At 67.0% G+C, this 21,581-nt stretch carries 25 protein-coding genes and 1 riboswitch; of the genes, 11 read left to right on the forward strand and 14 right to left on the reverse strand.

The features are described from left to right. Nucleotides 1-92: 92 nt before the first annotated feature. From AC59JP_RS17315 to mnhG, 6 genes are read left to right on the forward strand one after another with little or no spacing between them, the layout of a single operon-like run. On the forward strand, nucleotides 93-2,924 hold the full coding sequence (locus AC59JP_RS17315) for a Na+/H+ antiporter subunit A (protein ID WP_497327025.1): 2,832 nt from the start codon (nucleotides 93-95) through the stop codon (nucleotides 2,922-2,924). Beyond that, nucleotides 2,921-3,538 carry a Na(+)/H(+) antiporter subunit C gene (locus tag AC59JP_RS17320; RefSeq protein WP_497327026.1) on the forward strand — a complete coding sequence of 206 codons (618 nt, stop codon included), beginning with the start codon at nucleotides 2,921-2,923 and terminating at the stop codon, nucleotides 3,536-3,538. The genes AC59JP_RS17315 and AC59JP_RS17320 overlap by 4 nt, the downstream gene beginning before the upstream one ends. Further along, a complete protein-coding gene (locus tag AC59JP_RS17325; protein ID WP_497327027.1) occupies nucleotides 3,535-5,148 on the forward strand; it encodes a Na+/H+ antiporter subunit D in 1,614 nt (537 codons plus the stop codon). The genes AC59JP_RS17320 and AC59JP_RS17325 overlap by 4 nt, the downstream gene beginning before the upstream one ends. Nucleotides 5,149-5,153: 5 nt before the next feature. After that, nucleotides 5,154-5,708: a Na+/H+ antiporter subunit E gene (locus tag AC59JP_RS17330; protein WP_497327104.1), complete on the forward strand. Its 555-nt coding sequence runs from the start codon at nucleotides 5,154-5,156 to the stop codon at nucleotides 5,706-5,708. Beyond that, entirely contained in the window at nucleotides 5,705-5,995 is a 291-nt protein-coding gene (locus tag AC59JP_RS17335; RefSeq protein WP_497327028.1) for a monovalent cation/H+ antiporter complex subunit F, read from the forward strand. The genes AC59JP_RS17330 and AC59JP_RS17335 overlap by 4 nt, the downstream gene beginning before the upstream one ends. Then, entirely contained in the window at nucleotides 5,992-6,330 is a 339-nt protein-coding gene (gene mnhG, locus AC59JP_RS17340; protein ID WP_497327029.1) for a monovalent cation/H(+) antiporter subunit G, read from the forward strand. The genes AC59JP_RS17335 and mnhG overlap by 4 nt, the downstream gene beginning before the upstream one ends. 23 nt (nucleotides 6,331-6,353) lie before the next feature. On the opposite strand, the gene AC59JP_RS17345 is transcribed toward mnhG, so the two are convergent. The 4 genes from AC59JP_RS17345 to napA form a co-directional block, all read right to left on the reverse strand. Next, complete coding sequence (locus AC59JP_RS17345; protein WP_497327030.1) at nucleotides 6,354-7,481, reverse strand: glutamate--cysteine ligase; 1,128 nt, start codon at nucleotides 7,479-7,481, stop codon at nucleotides 6,354-6,356. Next, on the reverse strand, nucleotides 7,463-8,149 hold the full coding sequence (gene sodC / locus AC59JP_RS17350; protein WP_497327031.1) for a superoxide dismutase[Cu-Zn]: 687 nt from the start codon (nucleotides 8,147-8,149) through the stop codon (nucleotides 7,463-7,465). Before sodC ends, AC59JP_RS17345 begins: the two co-directional genes overlap by 19 nt. Nucleotides 8,150-8,218: 69 nt before the next feature. Beyond that, a complete protein-coding gene (locus tag AC59JP_RS17355) occupies nucleotides 8,219-8,740 on the reverse strand; it encodes a LytR C-terminal domain-containing protein (RefSeq protein ID WP_497327032.1) in 522 nt (173 codons plus the stop codon). Between the two features lie 44 nt (nucleotides 8,741-8,784). Then, entirely contained in the window at nucleotides 8,785-9,108 is a 324-nt protein-coding gene (gene napA, locus AC59JP_RS17360; protein WP_497327033.1) for a nucleoid-associated protein NapA, read from the reverse strand. A 251-nt stretch (nucleotides 9,109-9,359) separates the two neighbouring features. Here napA and AC59JP_RS17365 point away from each other — a divergent pair, with 251 nt between their 5' ends. Genes AC59JP_RS17365 through AC59JP_RS17375 form a run of 3 tightly spaced genes read left to right on the forward strand, consistent with a single transcriptional unit; the run spans nucleotide 9,360 to nucleotide 11,675 of the window. Then, the gene (locus AC59JP_RS17365; RefSeq protein ID WP_497327035.1) at nucleotides 9,360-9,950 is read left to right on the forward strand and encodes a peptide deformylase; all 591 of its coding nucleotides are present in this window, start codon (nucleotides 9,360-9,362) and stop codon (nucleotides 9,948-9,950) included. Further along, entirely contained in the window at nucleotides 9,940-10,863 is a 924-nt protein-coding gene (locus AC59JP_RS17370) for an N-acetylglutamate synthase, CG3035 family (protein WP_497327036.1), read from the forward strand. The genes AC59JP_RS17365 and AC59JP_RS17370 overlap by 11 nt, the downstream gene beginning before the upstream one ends. Nucleotides 10,864-10,874: 11 nt before the next feature. Then, complete coding sequence (locus AC59JP_RS17375) at nucleotides 10,875-11,675, forward strand: exodeoxyribonuclease III (protein WP_497327037.1); 801 nt, start codon at nucleotides 10,875-10,877, stop codon at nucleotides 11,673-11,675. On the opposite strand, the gene AC59JP_RS17380 is transcribed toward AC59JP_RS17375, so the two are convergent. Together AC59JP_RS17380 and AC59JP_RS17385 are read right to left on the reverse strand one after the other, a co-directional pair. Next, a complete protein-coding gene (locus AC59JP_RS17380) occupies nucleotides 11,645-12,046 on the reverse strand; it encodes a GNAT family N-acetyltransferase (RefSeq protein ID WP_497327038.1) in 402 nt (133 codons plus the stop codon). The two genes, AC59JP_RS17375 and AC59JP_RS17380, sit on opposite strands and share 31 nt — an antisense overlap. An 89-nt stretch (nucleotides 12,047-12,135) precedes the next feature. Continuing rightward, nucleotides 12,136-12,462 (reverse strand): GNAT family N-acetyltransferase, encoded by a 327-nt coding sequence (locus AC59JP_RS17385; protein ID WP_497327105.1) that lies wholly within the window; start codon nucleotides 12,460-12,462, stop codon nucleotides 12,136-12,138. A gap of 186 nt (nucleotides 12,463-12,648) precedes the next feature. On the opposite strand from AC59JP_RS17385, the gene thiD reads away from it, so the two are divergent. Further along, nucleotides 12,649-13,503, forward strand: a complete 855-nt coding sequence (gene thiD / locus AC59JP_RS17390; protein ID WP_497327039.1) for a bifunctional hydroxymethylpyrimidine kinase/phosphomethylpyrimidine kinase — start codon at nucleotides 12,649-12,651, stop codon at nucleotides 13,501-13,503. Here thiD and AC59JP_RS17395 read toward each other — a convergent pair. From AC59JP_RS17395 to thiO, 7 genes are all read right to left on the reverse strand, one after another. Then, nucleotides 13,465-14,304, reverse strand: coding sequence for an adenylate/guanylate cyclase domain-containing protein (locus AC59JP_RS17395; RefSeq protein WP_497327040.1), 840 nt, complete (start codon nucleotides 14,302-14,304; stop codon nucleotides 13,465-13,467). The two genes, thiD and AC59JP_RS17395, sit on opposite strands and share 39 nt — an antisense overlap. Nucleotides 14,305-14,340: 36 nt before the next feature. Beyond that, nucleotides 14,341-15,807, reverse strand: a complete 1,467-nt coding sequence (locus AC59JP_RS17400) for a M28 family peptidase (RefSeq protein WP_497327041.1) — start codon at nucleotides 15,805-15,807, stop codon at nucleotides 14,341-14,343. 98 nt (nucleotides 15,808-15,905) lie between these two features. Beyond that, nucleotides 15,906-16,718, reverse strand: a complete 813-nt coding sequence (locus AC59JP_RS17405) for an ABC transporter permease (RefSeq protein ID WP_497327042.1) — start codon at nucleotides 16,716-16,718, stop codon at nucleotides 15,906-15,908. Continuing rightward, nucleotides 16,715-17,665 (reverse strand): ABC transporter ATP-binding protein, encoded by a 951-nt coding sequence (locus AC59JP_RS17410; protein WP_497327043.1) that lies wholly within the window; start codon nucleotides 17,663-17,665, stop codon nucleotides 16,715-16,717. Before AC59JP_RS17410 ends, AC59JP_RS17405 begins: the two co-directional genes overlap by 4 nt. A 193-nt stretch (nucleotides 17,666-17,858) precedes the next feature. Continuing rightward, complete coding sequence (locus tag AC59JP_RS17415; RefSeq protein WP_497327044.1) at nucleotides 17,859-18,617, reverse strand: thiazole synthase; 759 nt, start codon at nucleotides 18,615-18,617, stop codon at nucleotides 17,859-17,861. Next, the gene (gene thiS / locus AC59JP_RS17420) at nucleotides 18,610-18,810 is read right to left on the reverse strand and encodes a sulfur carrier protein ThiS (protein WP_497327045.1); all 201 of its coding nucleotides are present in this window, start codon (nucleotides 18,808-18,810) and stop codon (nucleotides 18,610-18,612) included. Before thiS ends, AC59JP_RS17415 begins: the two co-directional genes overlap by 8 nt. Further along, the gene (gene thiO / locus AC59JP_RS17425; RefSeq protein ID WP_497327046.1) at nucleotides 18,807-19,853 is read right to left on the reverse strand and encodes a glycine oxidase ThiO; all 1,047 of its coding nucleotides are present in this window, start codon (nucleotides 19,851-19,853) and stop codon (nucleotides 18,807-18,809) included. Before thiO ends, thiS begins: the two co-directional genes overlap by 4 nt. Then, a riboswitch (TPP riboswitch) is annotated at nucleotides 19,851-19,966 on the reverse strand. Its footprint overlaps the gene before it by 3 nt. A 28-nt stretch (nucleotides 19,967-19,994) precedes the next feature. Here thiO and thiE point away from each other — a divergent pair. Next, nucleotides 19,995-20,660: a thiamine phosphate synthase gene (gene thiE / locus AC59JP_RS17430; RefSeq protein WP_497327047.1), complete on the forward strand. Its 666-nt coding sequence runs from the start codon at nucleotides 19,995-19,997 to the stop codon at nucleotides 20,658-20,660. On the opposite strand, the gene AC59JP_RS17435 is transcribed toward thiE, so the two are convergent. Continuing rightward, nucleotides 20,641-21,501 carry an NUDIX hydrolase gene (locus tag AC59JP_RS17435; RefSeq protein ID WP_497327048.1) on the reverse strand — a complete coding sequence of 287 codons (861 nt, stop codon included), beginning with the start codon at nucleotides 21,499-21,501 and terminating at the stop codon, nucleotides 20,641-20,643. The two genes, thiE and AC59JP_RS17435, sit on opposite strands and share 20 nt — an antisense overlap. Between the last annotated feature and the right edge of the window lie 80 nt (nucleotides 21,502-21,581).

Genomic DNA, 21,581 nt, shown 5'->3' on the forward strand with positions numbered 1-21,581 from the left:
TGCCGGTCAATGTAGCCGAGCCGCGCACCGTAGTATGGAGTGCGTCTTCGTACAAGACACCCCGCCGGCCCATCTCTACGACGGAGTGCCTGTTGCTCGTAATTCTCATTGCCCATGTCGTCGCAGCGTTGCTCGCCCCTGCCCTCGTTCACCGCTTCGGTCGCAACTCGTTCTTCGTGCTGGCCGCGGTTCCCCTTGCGAGCCTCGGCTGGGTAGTCGCGAACTGGAACACCGAGCAGCGCCTGCACATCGAGTGGGCTCCCGGACTGTCGATGAACTTCGACATGCAGTTCGATTCGCTCGCGGCGGTCATGTCGACCCTCGTCCTGGGCGTGGGCGCGTTGATTCTGATCTATTGCAGCCGCTATTTCGAGAACGACGAGCCTCGTCTCGGCATCTTCGCGGCGGAGCTGGTCGCGTTCTCCGGCGCCATGTTCGGCCTGGTGACCAGCGACAACATGCTGATCCTCTACATCTTCTGGGAACTGACGACGGTCCTGTCGTTCCTGCTCGTCGGTCATTACGCCGAGCGTGCGTCGAGCCGCCGGGCCGCGACGCAGGCATTGCTGGTCACCACGGCGGGTGGTCTCGCGATGCTCGTCGGCATGATCGTGCTGGGTCAGGTCGGCGGCAGTTACAACCTCTCCGACCTCGTGGCGAACCCTCCGACGGGGTGGCTGGCCGGTGTCGCGATCGTGCTGATTCTGGTCGGTGCGTTGAGCAAGTCCGCCATCGTTCCGATGCACTTCTGGCTGCCGGGCGCCATGGCCGCGCCGACTCCGGTCAGCGGGTACCTGCACGCCGCCGCCATGGTGAAGGCCGGCATCTATCTCGTCGCCCGACTGGCACCGGGGTTCGCCGATTCCCCGCCGTGGCGGGTGACGATCCTCGTCCTCGGACTGGGGTCGATGCTGCTCGGCGGCTGGCGCGCGCTGCGCGTCCACGACCTCAAACTGGTCCTCGCGTTCGGCACCGTCAGCCAGCTCGGATTTCTGATGGCGCTGGTCGGACTCGGATCGCAGACGGCGATGCTGGCCGGCCTCACGATGGTGATCGCGCACGGCTTCTTCAAGGCGACGCTCTTCATGGTCGTCGGCATCATCGATCACTCGACCGGAACACGCGACATCCGCAAGCTCGCCCACCTCGGAAAGAGGGCGCCCGTGCTCGGCGCGATCGCGGCTCTGGCTGCGGCGAGCATGGCGGGGCTGCCGCCCTTCATCGGTTTCGTCGGCAAGGAAACCGCGTTCGAATCCGTGCTGCACACCGACGTCCTCGACCCGACGGTTGCTGTCGTGACCCTGGCCGCCATGGTGGTCGGCTCCATCCTCACGCTGGCCTACAGCGTCCGCTTCGTGTGGGGCGCGTTCGGCCGCAAACAGCTCCGCGAACCGAGCCCGGCCGTGGCGAACATGCACGCCCCCGGCCCGCTGTTCCTGTTCCCGCCGCTGTTCCTCGCCGTCCTCGGCGCGGTTGCCGGGCTCGGCGCTCCCCTCGTCGACCCGATCCTCTCGCCGTACACCAAGACGCTGCCGCTCGGAAACGAGAAGGAGTACCACCTGGCGTTGTGGCACGGCTTCAACATCCCGCTCGCACTGACGGCGGTGGTGATCGTCGCGGGCCTCGCCGTCTACCTGGCTCACCGCAAGGTGGCGCGGTTGCGGTTCGCCAAGCCGCCGCTCGGCAACGCCGACCGCATCTACGATGGCGTGCTGCGCGCGATGGACACGATCTCGCTTCGCCTGACCGGCACCACGCAGCGCGGTTCGTTGCCTCTCACCCAGGCCACCATCCTGACCACCACGGTTCTGTTCCCCGTCATCGCGCTGGCCGCCTTCACCCGCACCGGTATCGAGCTTCGCTTGTGGGACACGCCGATTCAGCTCGTCGTCGGCGTGGTCATGATCGCCGCCGCGATCGGTACCACCGTCATGCGGAACCGTCTCGCCGCCGTGGTTCTGATGGGCATCACCGGCTACGGCTGCGGCGTCATCTTCGCGCTGCACGGCGCGCCGGACCTCGCACTCACTCAATTCCTCGTCGAGACCCTGACCCTCGTGGTCTTCGTGCTCGTGCTGCGTAAACTGCCCGCCGAGGTCGACGAACGGAAGTCGATCGGGCACCGAGGTCCGCGGGTGCTGCTCGCGCTCGCCGTCGGCGCCACCGTCGCCATCATCGGTGGCTACGCGGTGAACGCCCGCAATTCGCGGCCGATCGCCGAGCTGCTTCCCGATCTCGCCTACTACCTCGGCGACGGCCGGAACACCGTCAACGTGCTCCTCGTCGACATCCGCGCCTGGGACACACTCGGCGAGATCTCGGTGCTCCTCGTCGCGGCAACCGGTGTCGCCTCCTTGGTGTTCCGCAATCGGCGGTTCGGCAGCGCCCCCAAGGTGTCCGACGCACCGGGCGCCATGGACCCCGAGCAGGCGGTCGACGAGATCACCTGGCTCAGCGGAAGCGAACTGCTCGACCCTCGCCAGCGCATCCTCGTCCTCGAGGTCACCACTCGGCTGATCTTCCCCACGATGATGGTGCTGTCGATCTACTTCTTCTTCAGCGGCCACAACGCGCCGGGCGGCGGATTCGCCGGTGGCCTCACCGCCGGACTCGCGCTCGTGCTCCGCTACCTGGCCGGCGGGCGATACGAGATCGGTGAGACCGTTCCCATCGACGCCGGCAAGATCCTCGGACTCGGGTTGTTCTTCGCCGGCGGTACCGCCCTGGTGTCGTTGTTCCTCGGCGCACCCGTGCTCTCGTCGGCCACCTTCGAGGTGACGCTTCCGATTCTGGGTGACATCAAGCTGGTGACCGCGCTCTTCTTCGACGTCGGCGTCTACCTCATCGTGATCGGACTGGTTCTGGATGTGCTGCGAAGTCTCGGCGCCCGCCTCGACGCCCAGGTGGAGGTGAAGCAGCAATGACCGCCAACCTGGCTCTGCTCGTCGTCGTCGGCGCTCTCGTCTCGGCCGGGGTGTACCTGCTGATCGAGCGCAGCATCACGCGAATGTTGTTGGGGCTCATGCTCGTCGGTAACGGCATCAACCTGCTGCTCCTGATGTCGGGCGGAACGGCGGGGTCCCCGCCCATCTTCGGCCGCACGTCCGAAACCGCACAGGGCGACGCCGATCCCCTGGCTCAGGCCGTGATCCTCACCGCCATCGTGATCACGATGGGCATCGCAGCGTTCGTCCTGGCGCTCGCCTACCGCTCCTACACGATCAACGTCGCGGACACCCTCGAGGACGACCCCGAGGACAAGAAGATCTCCCAGCGCCGCACACCCGCCGACGCGCCCGATCACGACCGGTCCGACGACCCGATCACCGGCGAGCCGAGTTTCAGCGGCGACGCGTTCGACTCCGGCGGAAATCCCATCCCACTCGAGAAGCTGGAGAACATCGAGGATCTGGAGTGCTACGTCGACCTGCACGACGGTGACTTCGACGACGACGACGACGACGACCTCGACGACGATCTCGCCCTCGAGACGAATCCCGATGCCGACGATTCGACCGTGAAGAGGAGCAAGTCGTGACCCTCTCCTCGTCGTTGACCGGCATCCTGACGCCGCTCCCCGTTCTGATCCCGTTGCTCGCCGCGGCGGCGTGCCTCGTCGTGGGCCGCCGTCCCCGCGCCCAGCGACTGCTCGCACTCGTGGCATTGGTGGCCGTCGTCGCCATCTCGGGAGTTCTGCTCCACCTCGCGGACCGCGACGGCACGACGGCCGTGCAGGTCGGCGGCTGGGATTCGCCCGTCGGCATCACGCTCGTGGTGGACCGCCTGTCGGCGCTGATGCTGGTGGTGTCGACGATCGTGCTGCTCGCCGTCATGGTCTACGCGGTGGGTCAGGGCATTCGCGACGGCAGTGACGATCAACCGACCTCGATCTTCCTGCCCACGTACCTCGCGTTGACGGCCGGAATCTGCAACGCATTCCTGGCCGGCGACCTCTTCAACCTCTACGTCGGGTTCGAAGTACTACTGGCCGCGTCGTTCGTGTTGTTGACGCTCGGCGCCAGCGCCGATCGGGTGCGCGCCGGCGTGTCCTACGTGATGGTGTCCATGGTGTCCTCGCTCATCTTCCTCGCGGGCATCGGCTTCGCCTACGGGGCGACGGGCACCCTCAACCTCGCGCAGATGGCGCTGCGCATGGACACCGTCCCCGAGGGCACCCGGCTGGCCATCTTCGCGTTTCTGCTGGTGGCGTTCGGAATCAAGGCCGCGGTGTTCCCTCTCTCGGCCTGGCTTCCGGACTCCTACCCGACGGCTCCGGCGCCCGTCACCGCGGTGTTCGCAGGCTTGCTGACGAAGGTGGGCGTCTACGCCGTCATCCGGGCGCACACCTTGCTCTTCCCCGGCGGGCAGCTGGACAACGTGTTGATGGTCTGCGGTCTGCTGACGATGATCGTGGGTATCTTCGGCGCCATCGCGCAGAGCGACATCAAGCGACTCCTGTCGTTCACTCTCGTCAGCCACATCGGTTACATGATCTTCGGCGTCGCGCTGTCCACGCGGTCCGGCCTGTCCGGCTCGGTGTATTACGTTGCGCACCACATCATCGTGCAGACGACGCTGTTTCTCGTCGTCGGTTTGATCGAGCGTCAAGCCGGGTCGTCGTCGCTGCGGCGTCTCGGCGGACTCGCCGCCGCCAGCCCGCTGCTCGCGCTGACCTTCCTCATTCCGGCCCTCAATCTCGGTGGTATCCCGCCGTTTTCGGGGTTCATCGGCAAGGTCGCTCTCCTGCAGGCGGGTGCGGCGCAGGGCAGCGCGCTCGCGTGGGTTCTCGTCGCCGGTGGCACGGTGACGTCGCTTCTCACCCTCTACGTGGTGGCACGCGTGTGGACCAAGGCGTTCTGGCGCCCCCGTGCGGACGCCCCCGACGGTGATCTGTCCGACGCCACTCCCTCTGCGCTGATCGACGATTCGTCCGACATCGAGTTCGCCACGAGAGAGAACGTGGGCCGCATGCCGGTCGCGATGCTGGTGCCGACCATCGCTCTGGTGGGAGTCGGTCTCGCTCTGACGGTCTTCGCCGGACGCTTCATCGGGATCAGCGACCGTGCGGCGGACGACCTTCGGGATCGCTCGGTGTACATCACTGCGGTGCTCGGATCCACCGTCGACCCCGTGGAGGCGCAGCGATGAGAGTGCTGAACCGAACTCGCGTACTACGGCTGTTCGTTCTGCTGTGGCTGACCTTCGTGTGGGTGTTGTTGTGGGGCAACGTCAGCGCCGCGAACATCCTCGGCGGACTCGCAGTCGGCGCCATCATCATGCTGACCCTTCCGCTCCCGCGCGTCGACGTCGAAGGCCGCGTGCATCTGCGCGCATTGGTCAAGCTGATCTCGGTCGTCGTGTACTACTCCGTCATCTCGAGCGCTCAGGTGGCCTGGGCCGCACTGCGTCCCGGACCGCCGCCGATCACCGGTGTTCTGCGGCATCGAGTGTCCATTCAGTCCGACCTGGTGCTGACTCTGCTGATCGACGCTCTGAACCTGGTGCCCGGCACCATGGTGCTCGAGATCGACAAGCGTCGGCGACTGCTCTACGTGCACGTGCTCGACGTGGGCACCGAGAAGTCGGTCGAGCAGTTCCGGCGCATCATCGGCAAGTACGAGCAGTACTTCATCGAGTCGTTCGAACGCCCGTCGGACTGGAAGCCGGCACCGTTGCATCGCGACGAGTACGAGGGGAACCAATCGTGATCGTCGTCCTGGCCATTTCCGGTGTGCTGCTGCTGGTTGCGGCGGTGATCACCACCTACCGCCTTCTTGCCGGCCCGAACACGCTCGACCGCTTGGTCGCGGTCGACACCCTGATCGCGCTCGCCGCCTGCGGCATCGCGACGTGGGCCGTCTACAGCCGCGACACGACGCTGGTTCCCGCCATCGTGGCGCTGTCTCTGGTCGGGTTCGTCGGCTCGGTCAGCGTCGCCCGCTTCCGCGTGGCCGACATCGAGACCAACGACGGTCTCACCAAGGAGGACCGATGAAACTCGTGCTGGACGTCGTCTCGGGATTTTTCATCCTGGTCGGAGCAATACTCGCCTTCACCGCCGCGATCGGTGTGGTCCGTTTTCCCGACACGCTCTCGCGGATGCACGCGGCCAGCAAACCCCAAGTGGTGGGCCTGTTGTCGGTTCTGATCGGCGCCATCATCAGCCTGCGCGGCAACGTCGACATCTGGATGCTGGTGCTCGTCGGCATGTTCACCGTGCTGACCGCCCCGGTCATCGCGCATTCGGTGGGCCGGGTCGCCTACCGCGAGCAGCGAGGTCGCGACGGCTTGTTCGCGATCAACGAGATGGAGCCGGACGACAAGAAGTAGGCCGGAGGCTTGTCGGGATCAGACTACGTATCGAGTTCGGCGACAAGCGAATCCACGACGTCGCGCAGATCGCCGCCCGACGCGACCACCTGTCGCTGCCGCTGATACGACGCACCTCGGCGCGGAATGTCCGCCACCGCAGCAAGTTCGTCGGCGCAGCCCAGCCGCACCGCGACCGGCGTCAGCTTTTCCAGTAGATCGGACAGGTCGTCGGTCATCAGACGTTCGTTGCTGTCGGCGTCGAGAATGATCTCCGCGTCGAGCCCGTAACGCGCTGCGCGCCACTTGTTCTCCTGCACGTGCCACGGCGGGATCGTCGGGAGGGTCTCACCCGCGTCGAGCCGCTCGTCGAGATGCACCACCAGGCAGTGAATGAGCGCGACGAGGGCGCCGAGCTCGCGCTTGGTGGACACACCGTCGCACACCCTGATCTCGATCGTGCCCAGGCGCGGGACGGGCCTGATGTCCCAGTGCATTCCGCCGAGCTGATCGATCACGCCCGTCTTGAGCTGATCGTGGACGAACCCCTCGAACTGCGACCAGTCCTCGAACTGGAACGGCAGTCCCGCCGTCGGCAGCTGTTGGAACATGAGCGCGCGGTTGCTCGCGTACCCGGTGTCCGACCCGGCCCACATCGGGGACGACGCCGACAGCGCCAGCAGGTGCGGGTATTGCAGCAGAATGGAATTGAGGATCGGGAACACCCGGTCGGCCGATCGGATACCGACGTGCACGTGGACGCCGAAGATCAGCATCTGCCGGCCCCACCACTGCGTGCGCTCGATCAGCTCGTCGTAACTCGGAGCTTTCGTCAGTTGCTGCGACGACCATTCGGCGAAGGGATGCGTTCCGGCACAGAAGAGATCGACGTTCAGCGGCTCCGCTGCACGGCGCACCATCGCGAGAGAGCCGCTGAGGTCGTCCATCGCCTCGGCAACGGTGTCGCACACCCCGGTGACGAGCTCGACGGTGTTGCGCAGCAACTCCTTCGTGACGCGCGGTGTATCGCCGACACGCTCGATGATCTCCGCAGCGGTATTGGACAGGTCACGAGTCGTCTTGTCCACCAACGCAATTTCCCACTCGACGCCGATGGTCGGGCGGGGCGACGACGAGAACGGTACTGCGGTGACTACTTCAGAACGGCGCACGCAACTCGGCCGCCCGCATCGCCGGTCATCAGAGTGGTCTCGTCGGGAACCGGCGCACCGTCCGGGAGCGTGTAGCGGGTGGGGATGTTGGCGAAGTTGTCGGGACCCGCGTGCACGATCACCGAGACGCCCTTGCGCAGATCGTCGAGGGTGACTGCGTCCGTCGTCGTCGTGAGTTCCGCGGTTCCGTCCTCGCGCACCTGCAGCGAGGTGAGGTCGCCACTGGCCGGGTGCTCGGTACGTCCACCCACCTGGAGGTGACCGCCGGAGGAGAGGAAGTCACCCGGTGCGCCGCCCGTGGGTGCCACCGAATTCGGCTCGCACACACCGACCTGGTGGATGTGGAAGCCGTGGAATCCGGGTGTCAGGTTCTCGGCCTGGACCGACACCTGAAGGTGGTCACCCTCGTCGGTGAAGGTCACCGAGCCGACGGATTGACCCGAAGGAGAGTCGAGCTCACCTACGAGGCTCTCACCCGAACCGCCGCCTTCGCCGCCCTCGCCGCCTTCCGCCGATGCACTCGGGTTGGGCGATCCGGTGAAGATCGGCGGCGTGGTGCCCTGCACGTCACTGGCTTCCTCGCCCGGGCTGCACGCCACGAGACCGAATGCGGCGACGGCCATCAGTGGTGCCGCAAAGCGGATCGGACGTTGCTGCCAGCGAGCCATCAGCTTTTCTCCTAGGGAGTTCAGAGGGTGTTCGGGCAAATCATAACCAGCGCCTTCGGGTCCGTTCGGCTACTGGGTGACGATCACGATGATGCCGGGCGTCGAATCGGCGATGCCGGCGAACCGCGGCTCGGCGCTCACCCCCAGCGTGGTGGCGATCCGCTGCGCCTCGGTGCGCTCCTGAGCCGACGACTCGTCGTAGTAGACGGTGGTGGTCGGGATGGTGCCGTCGCTGTAGTTCCCGGTTTCCGTGACCGTGAAACCGGCCGCTTCGAGGGTGCTCGCCGTGGTCGCCGCGAGGCCGCTGACGTTGCTGTTGTTCAGCACTCGGATGGACGGCTGGGCGGACGAGGTGCTGGTCGTGGCGGACCCCGACGACGTGGGCGCCGCAGCGGCCGACGAGTTCGGTGCGGCCGCGGGGGCCGACGACGTGGTCGTGGTGCTCACGCTCGCCGCCGCCGGCGTCTGCTCGGTTCCCGCGCCGGTGAGCGAGAAGAATCCGAGAGTGGCGAACACGATGGCCAGCGAGATGAGGACCATGGCGAGCGCACGCAGAGGCGGCCCGGACGAGTCGGGAGCAGGCTGGGTCACGGGTTCGACCCTAGACGAGGGCGCCTCGACGGGCGGTGAGCCGGTCAGACCTCGAATCCCAGTCGCCGTGCGGCCCGGGCCTTCTGACGACTCGCCCGCAACCGACGCAGACGCTTGACGAGCATCGGGTCCGCGGCCAACGATTCCGGGCGATCCACGAGCGCGTTCAGCACCTGGTAGTACCGGGTGGCCGACATGTCGAACAGTTCCTTGATCGCTTCTTCCTTGGCGCCGGCGTATTTCCACCACTGTCGCTCGAAGGAAAGAATGTCGTGTTCACGTCGGGTCAGTCCGTCGTCCCCTGCTTCGCCCGCGGCCTTGTCGGCACCGCCGGACTGGCCGCGACTACGCGCTGCTGCGCTGTCCATCTCGCTCCTCAATCGCCATAGGCCCTGCCATAGCTCGCGCCCGGGTCACCCCAGTGCGTCGCATCCCCCGCGGAACCCAAGACTGCCGGCCTAACGCACATCAACTGTCGCACCGAATTACATCACTGTTGTTCAGGCACATTCAACCACGGTCGGAGCCCCCACGCGGCTTTTGGCGGGGGCGGCGAGTCGCACGAAACGGCCTGTCCTCCCGACCGACCCGAAGTGATCCCCGCGTATTCTCGTCGACCATGGCAATTCTCCCGATTCGGATCGTCGGCGATCCGGTTCTGCACACCCCGACCGAGACAGTGTCCAAGAGTCCGGCCGAACTCGCAGAACTCATCGCGGACATGTACGAGACCCTCGACGTCGCCAACGGGGTCGGGTTGGCCGCCAATCAGGTCGGTGAGTCGCTGCGGCTGTTCGTCTACGACTGCCCGGACCAGGACGCCGACGGCAAGGTGCGCCGACGCCGGGGCGCGGTGATCAACCCCGTTCTCACCACGTCCGAGATTCCCGAGACCATGCCGGACCCCGAGGACGACGACGAGGGCTGCCTGTCCGTCCCCGGTGAGCAGTTCCCCACCGGCCGCGCGGACTGGGCCAAGGTCACCGGCACCGACGAGCACGGCGAACCGGTCGAGGTCGAGGGCACCGGATTCTTCGCCCGCATGCTGCAGCACGAGGTCGGCCACCTCGACGGCTTCCTCTACGTCGACGTTCTCGTCGGCCGCAACGCACGCGCGGCCAAGAAGGCGATCAAGAAGATGGGATGGGGCGTCCCCGGCCTGAGCTGGACCCCCGGAACCGTCGACGATCCCTTCGGGCATGACGGCTGACCGACCGCGAGTAGTCGTCCGATACCGGCTCCCCGCCGGATCGCCGCGGCCCATGACCGACGTCGTCGGCGTCGTCGACCACATCGACGACGACACGATCGTGGTGATCTCGGAGCGAGGCGACCGTGTCGAGGTGACCCGCGATCAGGTCGTCGCGATGAAAGAGATTGCGCCGCGGCCGATTCGGACGTCGGAGATTCGCGCACTCGAGCACGCTGCGGCCGACGGGTGGGCGGGTCTGGAGCAGGAGTGGATCGGCGGCTGGTTGCTCAAGGCCGGGAGCGGGTTCACCGGCCGTGCCAATTCGGCGGTCCCGCTCGGCGCCGAGGCCGACGACCGATCGCTCGACGCCATCCGAGCCTGGTACGACGCCCGCGGCCTGACGACGCGGCTGCTGTTGCCGGACCGTCTCGGCGCGGTCCCGCCGGGGTGGCAGTCGCTGCTCGACGTCGTGGTGATGGCCGCCGACGTCACCGAGTTCGTCTCGCCGCCCAGCCCGCCCGTGGTCGTGAGCTCGTCACCGGACCCGCAGTGGTTCGACGCGTATCACTACCGCGGCCAGCGCACCCCCGACGCCGCGGGCCCGGTCCTGGAAGCGGTTCGGCAGGGGGTCGTCGGGTTCCTGCGACTGGGAGACGACACGACGACGTTGGCGATCGCTCGCGCCGCGGTGACCACGGCGCCCGACGACCGCCGCTGGGTCGGCCTGAGCGCCGTCGAGGTGGCGGCCGCTCACCGACGCCGCGGTCTCGGAACGCTCGTGTGCGCAGCAGCCATCGAATGGGGTCGTGAGCGCGGCGCGACGCATGCCTACCTGCAGGTCGAATCGTCCAACGAGTCCGCGATCGCCATGTACCGGGCCATGGGATTCGTCCCGCATCACCGATACAGATACGCCGTACCGCTCGAGTAGGGTTCACCCCCGTGCGTATCGCTACCTGGAACGTGAACTCCGTCCGCTCTCGCGTCGACAGGATCGTCGACTGGCTCTCCCGCAGCGACGTCGACGTCCTCGCGATCCAGGAGACCAAGTGCAAGGATTCGCAGTTTCCGTACGAGCGGTTCGCGGAGATCGGGTACGAGGTCGCGCACGTCGGCGTGAGCCAGTGGAACGGCGTGGCCATCGCCTCACGGGTGGGCCTCGAGGACGTGCAGGTCGCGTTCGAGAACCAGCCGGCCTTCGGGAAGGATCCCGAGATCGATCCCGTCGTCGAGTCGCGCGCCATCGCGGCCACATGCGGGGGCGTGCGGGTGTGGAGTCTCTACGTGCCCAACGGCCGCACGCTCGAAGACCCGCATTACCAGTACAAACTCGCCTGGCTCGACACCCTGCGCGACGACGCGCAGTCGTGGCTCGCGGCGGATCCCGATGCCCAGATCGTGCTGGTGGGTGACTGGAACGTCGCACCGACCGACGACGACGTGTGGGATCCCGAGCTGTTCGAAGGAAAGACCCACACGTCCGAACCGGAGCGCGCCCGGTTCCGCGCGATCGTGGACGCCGGATACGCCGACGTGGTGCGTCCGTTCACTCCGGGACCGCGCGTGTACACCTACTGGGACTACACGCAGCTACGTTTCCCGAAGAAGCAGGGCCTGCGGATCGACTTCGTCCTGGCGTCGCCCGCGGTGCAGAAGCGCGTGGTCGGAGCGTCGATCGACCGCGAGGAGCGCAAGGGGAAGGGCGCGAGCGATCACGCGCCCGTGGTGGTCGAGCTGTCCTGAGGAGAGTCAGCGTTCCCAGGAGAGTCTGCGATCAGGTCGAGGTACTCGGTGTTCTGGCCGAGGAACCGGGTCACGTAGGTGCACACGGGGGTCATCGTCATGCCGGACTCTCGCAGCCCGTCGAGCGCTCCCCGCACCAGAACGGCCGCCCATCCGTGATCGCCGAAGTCCTCTTTCACGACGGTGTGCAAAAGGGTCATCGACGGGGCCTCGTCCTGCAGGGTCTCGTCGAGGCGGTACGCGAGAATGCCCACCAGATGATCGTCGACCCACAGGTCGAAGCGAGACTCACCGGGATTGTCGACGACGACGCCGATGCAGTCGATTCCGGCCGGCGTGCGGCCCTCCCGCGCTGTCGATAGGAGATCCATCGTGAAAGTTCACCACCAGACGGTGGTGCGCGTGTGACTGATGGGGTCAATGATACGAACTCTTGGCCGTTTCGTAGCCGAGTCGCGACCTACTGAACCTGCTCGAGCACGTCCCGGTACTCGGGGTTCTCCGCCACGAACCGTTGAACGTAGGTGCAGACGGGCCGAACCTTCCACCCGTACTCCCGCGCCCGGTCAAGGGAACTGCGCACCATGACTCCGGCGAGACCGCGGTGGCCGAAGTCTTCGGTGATGACGGCGTGCATGAAACTGACGACCGGAGCCCGGCGTCCGCGGCCCTTGGGCTCGACCTCGTAGTACCCGACAATGCCCACGAGATCACCGTTGAGGCGAAGCTCGAAACGGTTCTGATCCGAATTGTTGGTCACATCTGTGACCGGTGCGTCCGACAACATGCTTGTCACCGCCTCCCTGAGTGAAATGGCACAGGCGCCTACTGGCGGCTTACCGTCGAATTGAATGTGATGTAGACCACTATTACATAGATCCGGGTCTCTCGCTTTTCTTCGCCCGAACTTCGTATGCCCCACCAATCCATCCGCGTCGGCCTGTGCGGCGATCACGAAGGTATGTTCTCGGACGTGACGCAACTCCCTCTGACGCCCAACGGACAGACCCCCATCCGTGTCCTCACCATCGCCGGAACGGACTCCGGCGGTGGCGCCGGGATTCAAGCGGACACCCGGACCTTCGCCATGTGCGGAGTGCACGCGTGCGTCGCGGTTGCTGCCGTCACGGTCCAGAACACGGTGGGCGTCAGCGCTTTTCACGAAATTCCGCCCGAGATCGTGGCGGGCCAAGTGCGCTCCGTGGTCAGCGACATCGGCATCGGCGCGGCCAAGACCGGCATGCTCGCGTCGACGGAGATCATCGAGTCCGTGGCGTCGGTCTGCGACGAGCTGGGTATCGGTCGCGATCGCAGCATCCCGTTGCTCGTGGACCCCGTCAGCGCGTCGATGCACGGTGATCCACTTCTTCACGAGAGTGCGCTCGACGCTTTGCGCAACACATTGATTCCCATGGCGACGATCGTCACGCCGAATCTCGACGAGGTGCGTTTGCTGACCGATATCGACGTGATCGACGACGCCACTGCACGCGCGGCCGCCGAGGCGCTTCATTCAATGGGCGCGCAATGGGCGTTGGTCAAAGGTGGCCATCTGCGTACGTCGACGTCGAGCACCGACATCCTCTACGACGGCACCGACTTCCTCGAGTTCACGAGCCCGCGCATCCACACCTCCAACGACCACGGCGGCGGCGACACCCTCGGATCGGCGATCGTGTCCGCGCTGGCCCACGGCTTCACGGTTCCGGACGCCGTCGCGTTCGGCAAGGAGTGGGTGACGAAGAGCCTGGCCGCGTCGTACGACCTCGGAGCCGGGCACGGCCCCGTCTCACCGCTCTGGCGACTCCACGATTCGGAAGATGCGTAGGTCGTCCGGCACACCGGTCAGCTTGGGCGCGAACAGGCCCCGCCGATAGGGCTTGACCGTCAGACCCAACTCGCTCAGCGCGTCGGGAGCCAGAGCGGCCAGGGTGGCGTTCGAGATCATCACGTTGCCGTCGGCTCCGGTCTGCATCACCCGCGCTGCGACGGTCACGTCGACGCCCAGCCAGTCCGAACCGACCGCGCGGGGACACCCTGTGTGTATGCCCACCCGCATGCGGGGTCGGTATCCGTCGAGTTCGATGAGGTCGAGAGCGTTCTTGGCGTCCCGGACGGCGGCAACGGCGGACTCGGCCCGCGTGAACACGACCATCACGCCGTCTCCCAGTCGCTTCACGATGCGCCCGCCGTGATTCTGCATCGGCGATTCCACCGCGCGGGCGACCATGCGAAGCAACACCAGAGTGTCGGCGTCCCCGGCCGCCAGCGACCAGGTGGAGAACCCGACGAGGTCGGTGAACACGATGGTGACGTCGCGCTCACCTCGGCCGCGGCCGGCGCGTTCGAGGACGGACTGCCATACCTGAAGTGCCCCGAGCCCCACTTCGCGCGCTGCTCCGGGCGAATCGTTCTGCAGCCGATCGGTGACGCGGGCGACCATTCGCGGCGCCCCCGGGCCCGCCGTCGACAGCGGGTCACCGAACGTGGGATCACCGGGCAGGGCATTGCGCACTCGTCGTGCAGCGTCGATGACCCGAGGAGAACGATCGACACCATGCGCCCACCGAGCAACGCGCCCCAACGACTCCTTCGCTGCGTCGATCACGGTGCCGAGTCTAGCCGCCATCCGGTAGACGTCTGTTAACGCGAGTTACAGCAAGTCTTACTTCGGAGCCCTCGCGGCATCTCGATCGGCGAACGCCGGCACCCCGTTCGGTCCTTCGATGGACTCCGCGTAGTTCCCGATGCCGTACGCCACCGCCTTGGCGTTGACGGCCAGCGCATCGCGGTCGACGTTCGCCAACGTGTCGTTCTCGGTGTGATAGTTCGGGTCGAAGGTCTTGCCCGCCTCGCCGCCCCACTTCGCCGCCTGGGCCTCCGTCTTCTCCTCGTCCGCTCCGGAGAACACGCCGCCCGCCGGAATCCCGACTTCGATGAACGGGCCGTAGTCCGAGCGACCGTCGAAGTCCGTCCCGTCCGGCGCCTCGCCCTCGAGCAACAGCTGGCCTGAGAACACGCGCTCGATCGCATCCGAACCGGTCGGCCCGGCGGGCGATCCCACCTTGTCGGAGTCGTCACCGTCGTAGACGAGGTATCCCGCGTTGTTCGACCCCACCATGTCGAAGTTCAGGTACAGCGCGATGGCCTTCTTGCCTGCGTCGTCGAGTCCCTCGACGTACTTCGTGGATCCCACCAGGCCGAGCTCCTCGGCGCCCCAGAACGCGAACCGCACCGCGTTGGTGACCTGCGGTTCCGAACCCAGCTGCAACGCCGATTCCAGCACCGCGGCGGTGCCGGTTCCGTTGTCGTTGATTCCGGGTCCCTCGGGGACGCTGTCGAGATGCGCTCCGGCCATGACGACGTTGTCGGTGGACCCGGTGTTGGTCTGCGCGATCACGTTTCGGCTCGTGGTCGTGGTGGTCGTCGAGTCGATGACCAGCGTGACCTGACTCGGTGCGGCGAGCAGAGCCGCACCGTCGTCGCGGCTGATACCGCCCGTCGGGATCTTCGCGTCGTCCTTCGACCCGAGTGTGGCCGCATCGAGCGGACCGTCCTCGTTGTTGGCGACCAGGACCGCGACGGCGCCCCGGTCGGCGGCGATCTGCTGCTTCTGCGCGAACGGGCACACACCGCGCGTGACCACGACGACCGCTCCCGTGACGTCGAGGCCGTCGTAGTCGGTGGCTTCGCAGCCGGGTGTGTCGTCCGCCGGGGCCCCGACGACGCGAGCGGTGATACCGCCCGCCGGTGTCGCCGGTGAATAACTGAGCGCGTTCACCACCAGGTTGCGGTCACCGGAGCGCAGGGTCTGCGTGGTGACGTCGAACGAGTCGAACTCGAATTGAGGTGTGTCGACGTCGAATCCGGCTTCCTTCAGCTTGTTCGCGACGTAGTCGACACTCGCGTCGTACCCGGCGGTTCCGGCCGCTCTGTTGCCGTCGTGTGCTGCGGCGATGTCGGTGAGTTGCTGCAGATGACCGACCACCGCATCGGAGGAGACCGAGTCCGCGAGGCTCGCCCCCGTGACGGCGGGCGCGGGTTCGTCCACAGACGACGAACACGCGACGGCCAACGCCAGGACCCCCACCACGGACATCAGCTTCGTCAGGTGCATGCTCCTCGGTTGCATGGACCGACCCTAACCAACACCACCGACATTCACCGGACGAAAACGACAAATGCCCGCACTCGCCAGGAGTGCGGGCATTCGTGGGCCGGAGACGGCCGTCAGGCGTCGCGCTTGTTCACCACGGCGATCGAGGCACCGAAGATCACAGCCACCCACACTGCGAAGTACAGCAGGGAACCCCAAGGGCCCCAGTGGAAGTCGCCTGCAGGAGCGCCCGGTTGCCCACCGCCACCGATGAAGTGGTTGATGTTCTCGAACGGAAGCCACGGCCGAACTGCGCGGCCGAACCCGCCGAACGCGCCGAGCAGGCTTTCGATCAGCAGAGGCCACAGCAGCAGCAGCGCGATGGCCGCGGCCGATTGCCGCAACAGCGCGCCGACACCGACAGCGAGGAACATGGCCAGGAACGCATAGATCGCGATTCCGTAGACGGCGCGCCAGCTGTCACCACCCGAGAGAGTCAGGTTGACACCCGCGTCGGGCCCCGCCGTCGCCTTGGCGACGTAGAACGCTCCGATCGCCAGCACCGCGGACAGCACTGCCGAGAACACGCCGATCAGAAGCGCTTTCGTGATCAGGACGCCGCCGCGATTGGGCATGGCCTGGAACGTGGTGCGGATCAGACCGAACCGATACTCGCTCGTGACCGCCAGTGCTGCAAGGATCATCAGCACGAGAATGCCGAACCCGCTCACCCCGGACATCGTGTCCGCGACCGACGGGAAGAAGGCGTCGGTCGGGTTGGGCTGGCGTCCGGCCGAGATGTCGTTCTGCAGCGCGTTCACCGACGCCTTTGACGTCAGGCCGATCACCGCGCCCAGCCCCAGGCCCAGCACGATGACGATCACGGTGCACCACTTCGGGGACTTGGTCGTCGTTATCTTGATTCGCTCGGCGGCGAGAACACTCATCGGAGCGCACCTCCCATCACGTCACCGGCGCCTTCGCCGTGGTACTGGACATCGTCACCGGTCAGCTTCATGAACGCCTCTTCCAGCGAGCCGTGCTGAGACGACAACTCGTGCAACACGATTCCGTGCCTGCCCGCAATGTCGCCGATCGCCTCCGTGGTGGAGTTCACCACCACCAGCGCCGGCTGCACCTCGTCGGCGCGGCTCGGTTCCCGCACGGTCAGACCCGACGACGTCAGTGCGCTGCGCAACGCGTCGAGTTGGGGGCTGCGCACGCGGACCGACGCCTCGGACGCCTGGTCGACGAATTGCTTGACCGACGAATCGGAGATCAGCCGGCCGCGTCCGATCACGATCAGATGCTCGGCCGTCAGCGCCATCTCGGACAGCAGGTGACTCGAGACCAGAACGGTCCGGCCCTCGGAAGCCAACTTGTGCATGAACTTTCGGATCCAGACGATGCCCTCGGGGTCCAGGCCGTTCACCGGCTCGTCGAACAGCAACACCTTCGGATCACCGAGCAGAGCGCCCGCGAGTCCGAGTCGCTGCGACATGCCGAGCGAGAATCCGCCGGCCTTCTGCTTCGCCACCTCCGACAGCCCCACCAGGCGCAGGACCTCGTCGACTCGGGACTTCGGAATGTCGTTGGACGCCGCCATCCACTCGAGGTGTGCGCGAGCGGAACGGTTGGGGTGCACCCACTTCGCGTCGAGGAGAGCGCCGACGGACCGCAACGGCTGCTTCAGCTCGCGGTACGGCTTGCCCTCGATCAGGGCCGATCCAGCGGACGGGGTATCGAGCCCGAGAATCATGCGCATCGTCGTCGATTTGCCGGCGCCGTTCGGTCCGAGGAAGCCCGTGACGATGCCGGGCCTCACCGTGAAGGACAGATTGTCGACCGCCTTCTTGTCACCGAACTGCTTGGTCAGTGATGTCACTTCGATCATGGCTGCAACGATGCCCGCAATCGACGGCGTGCACATCAGCCGAGGGTCGCGTCGAGGTCATCCCTGAGGATGAGATGGACCCTGAGAGGGGTGCGCGCTACTCCAAGCCGCGACTGCGCACCTTCCCTCAGTTCTCACACGTCACAGCATGTGTGGATTGCTGAAACCTGACCAGTCGAGCTGTTCCCGGCAGCTACTCCACCCCCGGCGACGACGCCTGCGCCCAGAACCGCTTCGGAATACGCCCCGCCAACGACGCCTGCCGCCCCGCCACCACGGCCGAGGCCATGGCCGACGCCATGAGCGGCGGATTCTTCGCCCGGGTCACCGCGGTCGCGAGGAGGACCGCGGAACATCCGAGCTCCATGGCCAGCACGGCGTCGCTGGCGGTGCCGATGCCGGCGTCGAGGATCACCGGCACTCCGGCTGCGGCGGTGATCATTTCGATGTTGTGCGGGTTGGCGATGCCCAGTCCGGTTCCGATGGGCGACCCGAGGGGCATCACCGCAGCGCATCCGATGTCCTCGAGCCGACGAGCGAGAACGGGGTCGTCGGTCGTGTAGGGCAGCACCACGAAGCCGTCGTCGACGAGATCCTCCGCAGCAGAGACCAATTCGATGGCGTCGGGCAGCAGTGTCCGCTCGTCGGCGATCACCTCGAGCTTGATCCAGTTCGTCTCCAGCGCCTCGCGGGCCAGTCGTGCCGTCAGCACCGCTTCGGCGGCGCCTCGGCACCCGGCGGTGTTGGGCAGCAGCGCGATACCCAAGCGAGACAACAGGTCCAGCACACCCGTCCCGCCCGACGCGTCGACCCGCCGCAGGGCGACCGTGGTCAGTTCGGTGCCCGACGCGATCAACGCCTCCTCGAGCACCGCCAGGTTCGCCGCACCGCCGGTGCCCATGACGAGGCGGGACGAGAACGTCCGGTCCGCGACCGTGAAGCCGTCATCCACCTTGGACCGCCGTGAGAACGTCGATGCGCCAACCACGTCCGAGTTCGTCGTCCCAGCGCGACTTGGTGTAGACCGCGCCGTCGACCGCGACCGCGATTCCGCGTTCGGGCATCGCGAGAGCGACGAGCATCTGACGCACGGTGGTTCCCGGCGCGAACTCGTGGTCCTCACCGTTGACGGTAACTCCGATCATGAGCGAAACCTTTCCAGTGTGGCCGCTGTGGCTTCGGGCAGCGGCGCCCCGTCGAGTTCGGCGAGAACCGCGTCCGCGGTGAGCGGCGCGTGCAACATGCCGTTACGGCCGTGTCCGGTCGCCACGACCGTCCGGGCGTCGAGTCTGCCGATCAGAGGAACGTTGTCCGGGCTCATCGGACGCAAACCCGCTGCTGCTTCGGCCAATTCGTAGTCGGCGACGCCGGGGAACACGCGTTCGGCGTCGGCGAGCAGATCTCGTACACCGCCGACGGTCACGGTGGTGTCGTCGCCGTGTTCGTATTGCGTTGCGCCGACGACCATTCCGTCGTGGCGAGGAACGAGGTACACCGACCGGCCGTTCACCGACGCCCTGATGGTCCGTGACGGGCCGGCCGACGAACCGGAACGTGCTCGCAGGCGCAGTATTTCGCCCTTCACGGGGCGCACCCGGACCGACGGGCACACGCGTGTTGTGGCCCACCCCGCAGCGAGGACCACCTGATCGGTGGACACCGTGCTCGAATCCTCCACGCGCTCGGGAGACACGTCGACCCCGGCGTCGACGGCGGCGGTCAGCAAGGCATCGACCACCCGACGGTTGTCGACCGCAAGCTCCGCGGGAGCGAGTAGCCCGATCCGAACACTCTGCGAGACAGACGGTTCTGCGGACCGCACGTCCCGGCGCGAGAGAATGTCCACCTGGTGTCCGCGAGCGGACACGAACTCGGCGACGGTGCGAAGATCCTCCGCGTCGGCGGCATCGAAGGCGACGGTGAGAGCGCCGCGCGCGGTGACGAGACCGTCGACGCCCAGGTCCTTGACGAACGTCGGCCATCGCCGCAGCGATTCGGCCCCGAACTCGAGGGGCGCTTCTTCGCCCGGCCAGCCCTCCGACAGGGGTGCGAGCATCCCACCGGCGACGTGGGACGCACCGCGGCCGACCGCGGGATCGGCTATGCGGACAGTCCATCCGGCCCTGGCGGCGCGCCAGGCGATCGACAACCCGATCACGCCGGCGCCGACCACGGTCACCGATTTCATGCTCACGTCCTTGTCTCCCTGCGCCGGCATTACCCGGATCAGGTGGTTACGGTCAGAGCCGTCCGCGGCTCACTCTCAGCCCTGCGATCGACAGGGCTCCCGTGCTGGAACTGTTCCGCCGCTCAGACTACCGTGCGACTCATGACCTCCCCGCGGGAAAGACTGAACTCGGCGCAGCTCTACCTGTGCACCGACGCGCGCCGGGAACTGGGCGACCTCGCCACGTTCATCGAGAAGGCACTGAGCGGCGGCGTCGACATCGTGCAGCTGCGGGACAAGGGTTCGGCGGGCGAGCGAGAGTTCGGTCCGATCGAGGCCAAGGAGGAACTCGCGGCACTCGCGGTGATCTCCGCCGCGTGCCGTCGCCACGGTGCGCTGCTCGCGGTGAACGACCGCGCAGATCTCGCGCTGGCGGCGGGAGCGGACGTGCTGCATCTCGGTCAGGGCGACCTGCCCGTGCACTACGCGCGCCGGATCGTCGGCCCGGACGTGGTGATCGGCCGGTCCACGGCCACCCGCGCGCAGGCGGCGTTGGCCGACATCGAGGACGGCGTCGACTATTTCGCGTCGGGTCCGGTGTGGGCCACGCCGACGAAACCGGGCAAGACTGCGGCCGGCCTGGAAACCGTGCGTGAAGTGGCGGATTCGCTGCCGACGCGGCCGTGGTTCGTGATCGGCGGGGTCAACGCCGAGAACGTAGGCGAGACCCTGGCCGCCGGTGCCACCCGCATCTGCGTCGTCCGGGCCATCACGCAGGCGCGCGATCCGCAGGCCGCGGCACGCGAACTCAAGAACGCGTTGCGGTAACACCCAGCGCCGATGGACCGACCGCGTCCACCCCGTCGGGCAGGCGCCGACGCAACCCTCGGTCGGCCGTGACCACCACGGTGGGACCGGCTGCCCGCGACGCCAATTCGACCACCGTGTCGTCGCCTCCGGAGCGCGCGACGACGGTCGTGACGGCCGGGTGCTGGGACACCGCTGACGCGGCGTCGCCTTCGAGCACAGCGACGATGGTCGAGACGTATCCGAACGAGCCCGAGGGCAGCTCCATCGTCCGCGGAAGAGACGCGGCCAGGTCCGCCAGAACCGCGGTGGTCGCACTCGCCCGATCGCGCCACCACGCCGAGTCGCCCGATTTCTCTCCGACCGCTCCGAGGTAGTTCGCGGTGTCGAGAACGACGTCGACGGCGGCCGCCCGCAGCGTCGGCCAACTGACGGCGAAGGCCGGATGCAGAGGCAGCGCGTCCACGTCCGCTTCGGCAACCCAGCGCAGTTCGGTGCTCTCGCCGTTCGGAACCGTCGCCAACGCGTGATCGGCGTCGGCGACGACGGTCGTGTAGGACCATCCGCTGTCGGAGGTGGCCGTGACTCGCGCGGCCCGCACCTCGAGTTGGGATTCGGTGATGCCGGCTTCCTCGCCGGCCTCGCGTACGGCGGCGTCGACGGGTGACTCGTGGCTGTCCATCGCGCCGCCGGGCAGTGCCCACGTGCCGCCTTGGTGCGACCAGGCAGCGCGGTGTTGCAGCAGGACCATCGACCGTCGTTCCTGGTCGGGAGCGCGGAGCAGGAGTCCGGCGGCGCCGTTGCGACCCCAGTGCCGGGTTCCGTCGGCGCCGAATACCCACCCGTCCCCGTCGCCTCGCACCCTTGCCCCCGCCCGTCGTCGCCGTCGCATTTCGTCGAAGACCAGACTAACGCTGCGCCGGCCATGACCGATCTTCGTCG

Source organism: Rhodococcus sp. 320_ES (genome assembly GCF_059691855.1).